This is a genomic window from Bacteroidota bacterium, from assembly GCA_036522515.1.
In the GTDB taxonomy this organism is placed as follows: domain Bacteria; phylum Bacteroidota; class Ignavibacteria; order UBA10030; family SZUA-254; genus VBOC01.
Genome location: DATDFQ010000044.1, coordinates 64,225 through 72,965, shown reverse-complemented (window position 1 = coordinate 72,965; position 8,741 = coordinate 64,225). Strand labels below are relative to the sequence as shown.

General features: G+C 53.3%; 4 protein-coding genes. 1 reads left to right on the top strand and 3 read right to left on the bottom strand.

The window, feature by feature from the left end; all coding sequences use genetic code 11:
* Positions 1–64 precede the first annotated feature (64 nt).
* A complete protein-coding gene (locus VI215_08550) occupies positions 65–2,800 on the top strand; it encodes a TonB-dependent receptor (protein ID HEY6192356.1) in 2,736 nt (911 codons plus the stop codon).
* 34 nt (positions 2,801–2,834) lie between these two features.
* Here VI215_08550 and VI215_08545 read toward each other — a convergent pair whose 3' ends face one another.
* The 3 genes from VI215_08545 to VI215_08535 form a co-directional block, all read right to left on the bottom strand.
* Positions 2,835–3,266 carry a GNAT family N-acetyltransferase gene (locus tag VI215_08545; protein HEY6192355.1) on the bottom strand — a complete coding sequence of 144 codons (432 nt, stop codon included), beginning with the start codon at positions 3,264–3,266 and terminating at the stop codon, positions 2,835–2,837.
* A gap of 114 nt (positions 3,267–3,380) precedes the next feature.
* Positions 3,381–5,279: an alpha-galactosidase gene (locus tag VI215_08540; protein ID HEY6192354.1), complete on the bottom strand. Its 1,899-nt coding sequence runs from the start codon at positions 5,277–5,279 to the stop codon at positions 3,381–3,383.
* A gap of 1,128 nt (positions 5,280–6,407) precedes the next feature.
* A complete protein-coding gene (locus VI215_08535) occupies positions 6,408–8,726 on the bottom strand; it encodes a beta-galactosidase (protein HEY6192353.1) in 2,319 nt (772 codons plus the stop codon).
* Positions 8,727–8,741 lie beyond the last annotated feature (15 nt).

The following is an 8,741-nucleotide window of genomic DNA, read 5'->3' as shown; positions in this document are numbered from 1 at the left end:
GTTATCCTACACGAGATTGCAATCACCATCATTCATATGTAACCACAACTCATTTGGAGGACGTATGAATAACCAACGTGCGAGCAAGCTCCTTGCCATTCTCCTGCTCCTCTTGCCGGCGGGCCTCATGGCACAAACCGTGACCGGAACAGTCACCAGCGAGGGACAACCCCTCTCCGGTGCAAATGTGATTGTGAAAGTTGCGGCGCCGTCTGTCGTGAAGGGGACAACCTCGGGAACTTCAACGGATGCGAGCGGAAAGTACGCGCTCAAGTTGGCTCCCGGGACTTACGACATTGTTTTCTCCAGCGTGGGGCACGAAACCAAAACCATCCCGGTTTCGCTGAGCGAAAACGAGGAGAAGGTGGTCAATGTCGAGCTCATGACGCAGGAGGTGAAGCAGCCGGAGGTCGTGGTGGTCGTCGGCGCGAGGGCCACTCAAAGGACCGTTACAGATTCTCCGCTGCCGGTCGACGTTTTTTCCTACCAGGAAATATCCCACACCGGACAGAACTCGTTTGACAAGATTCTTCAATATCGTGTTCCTTCATTCAACACGGCCCAGACTCCCGTGAACGATGCGACAGCGTTGTTGGACCCGTGGGAGATCAGGAATATGGGAGTCAGCAGGACATTGATTCTCATAAACGGCAAACGGAAAAACATCAGCGCACTCGTGTATACACAAACTTCTCCGAGCCGCGGTGAATCAGCCGTGGACATTTCTGCCATTCCGGTGGACGCAATTCAACGCGTGGAAATATTGAGAGACGGCGCATCGGCCCAATACGGTTCCGATGCCATTGCCGGCGTCGTCAACATCGTGTTAAAAGATAACACGGAAGGCGGGTATTCGACATTCAGTTCGGGCATCACCGACGCCGGAGACGGCGCGCATGTGGGGGTTGCGGTGAACAACGGCACCTCCATTTTCGATAACAAGGGCTTTTTCAACTACACGATCGACATGTCAAGAGTCAATGAAGCGCGGCGTTCGGGAATCGTCGACGCCGACGGCGAATTTGCGGACTTTGGGGATCCGGGGAGAGGGTACGATCTCAACTATATCAGGAATTTCCTGGCATACGACAAATATGCGGGCAATAGAAACTCCTCGCCCACGACATCGGCGGCAAAATACCTTGTCAACAGCGGAGTGAACCTGTCTGAAAACACGGATATTTATTTCAACGGACTTTATACCTACAAGAGAGTAAACTCCTACGCCAATTACAGAACGCCGTATTGGAGGAATCTCTCGGATTATCCGTATCTGAAGGATTTCTTTGCCGGCGGGGATTCGGCGGCTTATAAAGGATATATTCCCACGTTTGACGGAGACCTGGTCGATTACAACGCGACGGTCGGTTTTAAGTCAAGAAAAAACGGCTGGGATTACGATGCGAGCTTCACCCTTGGATTTAACAGCCAGGATTATGCGGTATTGAACTCTCAAAACCGATCCGATCTGAAAGACAGCACCGGGATCGATCTGTACAGGGAAAACAGCCCGATCAATTTCAAACCGGGCGGCTCAAAATTCTCACACCAGGTTTGGAATCTCGATGTCGCCAAGGCGGTGACAAATGAATTCAACATCGGCATCGGGTCGGAATTCAGAAACGAAACCTACGAAATCGTGCCGGGCGACAAGGCCTCCTGGGACGGACTCGGAGCAGATTCATATGCCGGGAACAGGCCCGAGAATTCCGGGATATTCAATCGTTATAATTTCGGCGGGTACTTTGACGCCGGATGGGATGTAACAAAATACTTCCTACTCTCCGGGACGGTCCGAAATGAATGGTACAGCGATTTCGGCAATGCATTCGTGTATAAAGTCAGTTCGCGGTTCAAGACTCTGGAAGACAAACTCACCCTGAGAGGATCCTATTCGACAGGGTTCAGGGCGCCGACGCTGCAACAGATCTACACTCAACGGGTGCAATACAGTTTTGTTCCGGGGAAGGGAATCCAATCAATCGGCCTGGTGAACAATGTCTCCCCGCAGGCAAGACTGCTCGGGGTGAAACCGCTGAAAGCCGAAGAATCAAAGAATCTTACGGTGGGCCTGGGGGCCAGGCTTACGGACGATATCAATCTAACATTCGACTTTTATAACATCGAACTCTCGAACAGAATTGTCATCAGCGACAGAGTTACCACCGATACAGTTACGAATTCCCAGGTTGAATTCTTTACGAATTCGATCGACACAAAAACGCAGGGCCTTGACGCGGTTCTCGATATCAAGAATATAGACGTCGGCGGCCTGTTGGGGTTCTCTATAGCCGGGAATTTTAATCTAAAAAATGAAAGGACCAGCGGAATCCTGCAGGTGAAAGGAACGGACGTGATCGGCCCCACGCAGGAAGCGTTATTCTTTACTTCCCGTCCCAAGGCGAAAATCGTGGGCACCGTGACATATCAGATCGATAAATGGAATCTGAATGTGAACGAAACCTATTTTGGAACCACCGAGTTCAGGCAAGCCGGGTTGGATCCAAATCTAAAGACTGTGTTCAACCCGAAAGTGGTAAGCGATTTCGCAATTTCGTACGACCTGTTCAATAACATCAACCTGTCGGCGAACGTCAATAACATTTTTGACATTCTCCCCGAATGGAAATATGAGGCGCTCAATGCCGCAGGTCAGGCGATCTTGAACGACCCCGCTCAGGTGAAAGTCCAGACCAATCTCATCACGTTCAACGGGCGCTACCAGATCACGACGTACGACGGGGTGCATTTCAGCCAGTTGGGGAGATTTTACAACGCTTCCCTGACGTACAGATTCTGAAACAAGGAGGCCCCCGTTGAACGCGGGGGCCTTTTCACGGCTTCAGGATCTTTTTCATGGGAAGCATCTCCATCGTGAGGCCGGGGGAGAGTTGATAACTGATGCGGTCCGAGCCTTCGAAACCGAGGGCCGCATAAAGCCTAATGCCGGGAAGGGTAGCCATCAGCTCCATTGATCTGAACCCCCTGGCGAGGGCCTCGGTTTCGCAGAGCGCGAGAATCGCCCGTCCGATCCCTTTCCTCGCCCATGAAGGGTGGACGAAGAAAGCCCGGATTCTTGCGGAATCGGTTCGTGGGTCGAGTTCCTCCGGCTCCCGGTCTGGGTAGCTATCCCCGCCGAAGAGTTTCTTTCTATGGCTCCATCCGCCGCATCCGACCAGAGCCTCGTCGGTCTCCGCGACGAAATAGGTGCCATCCCGGATTAAATCGGTGTCGACTCCGAACACGCCTTTGAGAGCCACTTCCATCTGTTCGGGAGTGTAATCTTCTGTGCCGAGGCCCCGGGCGGAAAGTCCGATGAGCTCCTCGATTGCGGGGCAATCGGCCAGGGTCGCTTTGCGGATTCTATAGTTAATCGCGGATTACCTCTTATTCAAGGGCGGGCCGGTCCGAGAACCTCCCAGCTCAGCTTCCCCAAGTTTGATGTTTTTTGCAACAACTCCAAGGGGGAAAGGACGCGGCGGCATCGGCCGTTTTGTAAACGAGGTCAACGGTTTGAATGTTATATCAATTCCTTCTTGCTGCTGCTGACAAATCATCCATACCGAAGCGTGGCCGGACCACGTCTGACTCTGATCCCTCGAGAGTACTGTAATCTTCGTGGTGTGTCTTCCTGCCTGGACCTTACAGGTGTACCACGTTGAGGCGCTTTCACCCTTCTCGAACTTAGCGGTATCGCTTGCTCCGTCAATTGAGATCTGAACTTGAGGGGGTCTTGCGGCCGCACCGCCGGGTGAGGGGGTGAGAAGAATCGAAAGCAGTCCTTCACGAACTGAAGGGTCCAACGTATACTCTGCGTCGATCTCATTCTTGTTTGTTTTGAACCTCAGCGACGATGTGTTGAGGGGCTCGGGTCGCTTCAGGTGTTTCTTAAGAACAGCACCCATACTTTCCTCCCTATTATTGACAAGCGTTCCTTTGATCTTGTCCCCATTCAATACGGCCGCGTCACGGTTCGTGCCGTAGATCGAGACATGCTCTCCGTCGGCGTCACTTTTCACAACATCGAACGGGACGCCGGCGACCAGAGGCCAGGTGGCTTCAGCGAGGGGATATAGTTCATAAATCGCGGTTTCGTACCCGTCGAGGGCCAAATCGACGACCGAGCCTGCTTTGTAAAGCTTTGGAGAGACCCACCTGGTAGGATACACTCTTTCCAGGACGAGAGACGAAGCCGACGGGTCGAGTCCGAGCGAAGATGATAATGTGACCCGAAGCGGCCGGGGTTCGATCGAGGGGTTACGGGCGGCGATGATTCCTTTCACTCCTCTGAAATGAGCATATCCGTATGTCGCACCCTTAGTGGGATCACCACCGACCATTTCGGTTGTCGAGAGAATCGGAAAACGGTCCCGTGCCCAATGCATCGCCTCGCTCATTGCGTTCCACTCGCCGTCCGTGAGTATGTCCGGTGAAATATACAATTCCCACATGGAGACACCCCGGGCGAAATAGAGGAGCGCCTCATTCGTGAATTTATCAAGGGGCTCCTCGCGGCCACCCAGCATTTCAAGATTCCCCTTGATAATCCCGTGGGTCATGAGGTTTGCGATCGGAAACCACATGTTCTGATTATTGAAATCATCGTAGAGGACAAAATCGCGGTAGGTAATGGCCGCGTCGCGCGGGCTGATTGACGGGACATCGGCATATCCGTAATCCTGTCCCTGCATCCAGATTTGGTTTGCGTATTTCACCCACCAGGGACTGAGCCATGTCCCGGAGGTAATATTGAGAAAGACGTTTGGATTCTTTTCGCGGACCGCCCGGACCTTGTCGATGAGCGATTCCATCACGGCCCGTCTTGAATAAATGCCTACAGGATGCCCGTGATCCGGTTCGCTGCATGAGAATTGAATGCCATCCCACTTGAAAAATGAGACACCCTCCTTCGCGACGAAATCCACCGTGCGTTTCCTAAATAGCTCACCGTACTTTGTACCGCCAAGACACATCATCGCGGTGTTTCGGGTATGGCCGACAACCTCATAACCGCGGCTCTTCATCCAATCAATCCGTTTCATCCGGAATGAATATCCACCGGTCGGGCCAAGCCAAAGCCCCAATCCGGTATTTGTTTTCTTCAGTTCATCGGAGATCGGTTTCAGCCCGCGGGGGAACATCTTTTCCCGCAGCACCCAGTCACTTTCGTAGACGTCCCATCCGTCGTCCAGAACGAACGCGTCGAGTTGGATGTCATGCTTTTCGATCATGTTCTTCCGGATGAGGTCTATGATCCGGAAGATATTCTTCTCATTCATGACATTTTGTTCGGGAACTTTCGGATACTCGGGCGAACGCAAATCGTACCAGCTGTTATAGAGCGTGTAGGGCCTCAGCGGGGCAACACGGATGTCATCGACATAGCGCATGAACCAGAGTTTGACGTTTTCATCGGGCGCCACCCCCTCGACCACCCATTCACTTTCGACTCCCCGTGAATCGATCTTCTCGCCAATTTCCTCCATGCAGCGGACATGCGGGCGGTGTTGGCCTGTCGTAATTGAATTATCAGATGCCGGGTATTCCAATCCGAAGAACCCTCCGCTCTTCCCGAACCCGAGTGCAACCGGCTGCCCGAATCCGCCGCTCTTCATTACAGAAGGCTTGCCGTTCACATCGGCGTCGATCGGAGCAATTCGTTGGAGAAAATGTCCCGCCCCGGCCGTATCGGAGATTGTGACTTTTCTTCGGACATAGAATGATTTGGGATCGAGCTGAAGGAGAACTCCCAGAAGAACCGGAATATCTTTCCCCTGGAGGGAAAGTGTCAGTTGCTTGACCCCGTTCTCAAGATCTGTGAACTCATACTTATCGACTCGAAAATCAGACTTCGTGAACACGACCGGGTTTTCAGCGTTATTAATCTTTTTCGGAGCCTGCCAATCGGTCCACATCACCTCCAGACTAAAATCTGCATCCGTTTCAATCGGCGAGGAGACTGCGCCATACCGTTTGGACCAGGATGGCTGTGCGACGAGCTTATCCGAAATGATCCTGTTCGAATCAACCAGGAGCGAGTATTCGACCTTGTCATTTGAGAGTGTGAAGGTGATTTTGCTTCCCTGCACACGTCTGTCAGATTTTACGGTTTGTCCTATTGCCGGAGAATTCAAGAACAGCAGGATGAGCGTCGCAATGAGAATCATCCGGAATCTCGCGTTCAGAGACATTGAACCTGCAGGATGCGCCATGTTCATATCGTTCCTCAAGATTGGTGGGGGCTTATTTTCACCGAATATGTCATCCTGAGCGGAACGGAGTGGAGCGAAGGATCTCCACACGACGATCTGAGAGATCCTTCGCTTCGCTCAGGATGACAAAATGAGACCATCCTCAGATTCATTGTATTGCTGTTGCACAAAGGAGCCGCCCCAACAGCGGCTGCACTACTTGTCGATCTCGAACGGCTTCGGGCGGGCATAGAATTTGAATTCTTTGATTCTTCCCGGGCTGTTCGTGGGACGGGGAACATACCGGAACCCGCAAACGGTTTGTGATTCTCCAAGGTCGATCACCAACGAATGGGGATGCTGCGGTTTGCTTGCAGACCACTGTGAATGCCAGATCGTTTCCGCGTCATCATCGAACACATTTTCCGCCCGGCCGTCTTCACCTTCAAGTTCTTCACTGTCCACAAACTCAACGCTCCACTTGTCGCGCTGCAACGGCCGATGCTCTGTATCCAGGACGTAGAGCTCACTGACGGAAGCAAATGGATCGTTCCGTTGCGAGGAGAGAGACTGAAGGCAAATAAACCGGCAGGTGACGGGTGTGAACGTGAAATCCGAATGCGAAGATCCATCCGGGAAGGACCCCCGTTTCACAAGATCCTCTGAAAGGAGCCGGAGAACGCCGTGAGGGCGGACTGGCATTGGTGGCGCCGATTCATCTGTCTCCACCCGGTTGAGAATCGGCTCAGTCAAACCCGCGATTGTTCTCTCCTGATTCTCTTCCAACTCCAGGGCAACGATCTCATTGTCACCTTCCTTCAACCAGACCCCCGGAAGATAAAGCGTTTGCTGAGGCCCGATGTGCCAGAATCTTCCGAGATGATGCCCATTCACCCACACATTCCCCTTTCCCCAGCCGTGCATGTCGAGAAAAGTGTCGCCGGGCTTTTTGAGCTTGAAAACCCCGCGATGAAAGGCGGGTCCGGGAATTGTCTGAGAAGAGAATTTCAAGCCCCCGAGCATCTGGCGATCAAGCGGGAGCGTGTAGACTTCCCAACCCGTCAGCTCGCGGGTTGTCTTACCATCGAATAGCTCGACCTTCTCTGTAATACCCTTCCGGTCATGAATGTCTTTGCCATAATTCACGCGACCCATCGCCTCCACGAGAATATCCAGCGTGACTTCACTCGTGAACGGACCGATGGCAAGAGGGGTCTTCTTCTTGTACCGCCGATCGAGTGTGCCAACCCGTTTTCCGTCTACGAAGATTCGCGCGATGTCGTGTGCCTCTTTGATTTTCAGCGCTCCGCCTGATCCGGCCTCCAGACGGGTACGATAGAGTATGCAGCCGGTGATTTGGTCGAACATTTCCATGGGCAACGGAGTCCCGACCCGATGACCGGGCCCGAGATTGGCGAAGAGTCCGGCGCTCTCGTTCAGCTCGACCGGAGGTACTCCAATCACCGGATTCGGTGGCGGAATATCGGGGAGAGACTCTCCCGGCAGGAGATGTTTCGCGAAAAGCTCCCGGATGGCCTGATACTTTGGTGTGGAGCGTCCCATCTCGTCAATCGGCGCGTCGTAATCATAGCTCGTGCACTGAGGCAGGAAGGGCGGACTGTTGGCGCCTGCCGAGAACCCAAAGCTTGTCCCCCCGTGGACCATGTAGATGCTGAACGAGGCATTATTCTCGAGCATGTAACGGAGATCGTTGAGAACATTCTCCGTCGAGCCCGTGTGATGTTGTTTCCCCCAGGAATCAAACCATCCCGGGTAGTACTCGCCGCACATGAGCGGACCCAAGGGCCGGATTTTGCGGAGAGATTCAAAACTGCCTTTCGGGTCGTCGCCGAAATTGACAACAGAGAAAATCTCGGGTCGCGTGTCGTTGGGAAGCTGGCTCGCGCCGTCGCACGTGAAGAATGGGACATCAAAGCCGGCTTCCTTGAGATAGTCCCGCACCGATCCGATATATTCGCGGTCACTTCCGTAACTGCCGTATTCGTTTTCGACCTGCACCATAATGATGGGGCCGCCGTGCGTGATCTGAAGCGGAGAAAGTTGTTTGCCTACTTCAATGAAATAGCGGCGGACGGCGTCAAGATATCGGGCATCCCGGGTGCGCACTTTGATATCGGAATACTTCAGAAGCCAGGATGGCAGACCCCCGAACTCCCATTCGGCACAGGAGTACGGCCCCGGACGGAGGATGACCTTCAGGCCTTCGTCCCGGGCTATGCGGCAGTATTCGGCCGCATTCGCCGGGCCGGTGAAGTCGAACATTCCCGGTTGAGGCTCGTGCATATTCCAAAAAAGGTACGCGCAGACCGTGTTGCAGCCCATGGCGTGAACCATTTGCAGACGGTGGCGCCAGTACTCCGGGGGGATTCGCGCGGCGTGCATCTCACCCGAGCGTATCTGAAACGGCTTGCCGTCCAATAAAAAGGCGCTGTCCCCGATTGTAAACGTTTGAGAGCGCAGACGATGATTCGGCACGGTAACGAGCAACAATAACAGGAAAGCAACAATGCGCACGCCAATCTCCTTCAT

Coding starts and splice junctions, on each gene's coding strand:
- VI215_08550 (HEY6192356.1), top strand. CDS start 65: ATGAATAACCAACGTGCGAGCAAGCTCCTTGCCATTCTCCTGCTCCTC.
- VI215_08545 (HEY6192355.1), bottom strand. CDS start 3,266: ATGGAAGTGGCTCTCAAAGGCGTGTTCGGAGTCGACACCGATTTAATC.
- VI215_08540 (HEY6192354.1), bottom strand. CDS start 5,279: ATGAATGAGAAGAATATCTTCCGGATCATAGACCTCATCCGGAAGAAC.